Source organism: Sporolactobacillus mangiferae, assembly GCF_023336505.1.
In the GTDB taxonomy this organism is placed as follows: Bacteria; Bacillota; Bacilli; order Bacillales; family Sporolactobacillaceae; genus Sporolactobacillus; species Sporolactobacillus mangiferae.
In genome coordinates, this window is sequence record NZ_JAMAST010000052.1 from 1 (window position 1) to 701 (window position 701).

Consider the following 701-nt stretch of genomic DNA (forward strand, 5'->3'; position numbering starts at 1 on the left):
CATCAGTTAATTGCGGAATTTTTGGGAACGGCATTAATGATTGTCTTTGGTGTCGGCGTGCACTGCTGCGAAGTGCTGAACACATCAAAATATCAGAACTCCGGCCATATCTTTGCGATTACAACCTGGGGATTCGGAATCACGATCTCACTGTTCATTTTCGGAGATGTTTCCATCAATCCGGCTATGGTCGTTGCTCAGGCCGTGCTCGGAAATATTCCATGGGCTCAGGTAATCCCGATCAGTATTGCGGAAGTGTTCGGCGGCATTTTCGGATCTGTAGTTGTTTTTATCGCCTATTATGATCAATTCAAAGCGTCAGAGGAGATCGACCGGATTAAAATCCGTAATATTTTCTCAACCAATCCTAATGTACGCAATCTGCCGCGCAACTTCTTTGTCGAATTTATCGATACGTTCATTTTTATCACGGCCATTCTGGCGATCTGCACCGTCAAAACACCGGGCATTGTTCCGATCGCTGTCGGTCTGCTCGTATGGGCAATCGGTATGGGCATGGGAGGCCCGACTGGATTTGCTATGAATCTGGCTCGTGATATGGGACCGAGAATCGCGCATGCGCTGCTTCCGATCCCGGGCGGCAAGGCGGACAATGACTGGCAGTACGGCATTCTTGTACCGGGCATTGCACCTTTTCTCGGCGCAGCCTGCGCTGCTCTGTTTGCACGTTACTTTCTAGG

General features: G+C 49.5%; 1 protein-coding gene. It reads left to right on the plus strand.

What is annotated here, in order from left to right:
• Window positions 1-701: D/L-lactic acid transporter LarD (gene larD, locus M3N64_RS14005; RefSeq protein WP_249104315.1), on the plus strand; the 701-nt coding region annotated here is incomplete at both ends.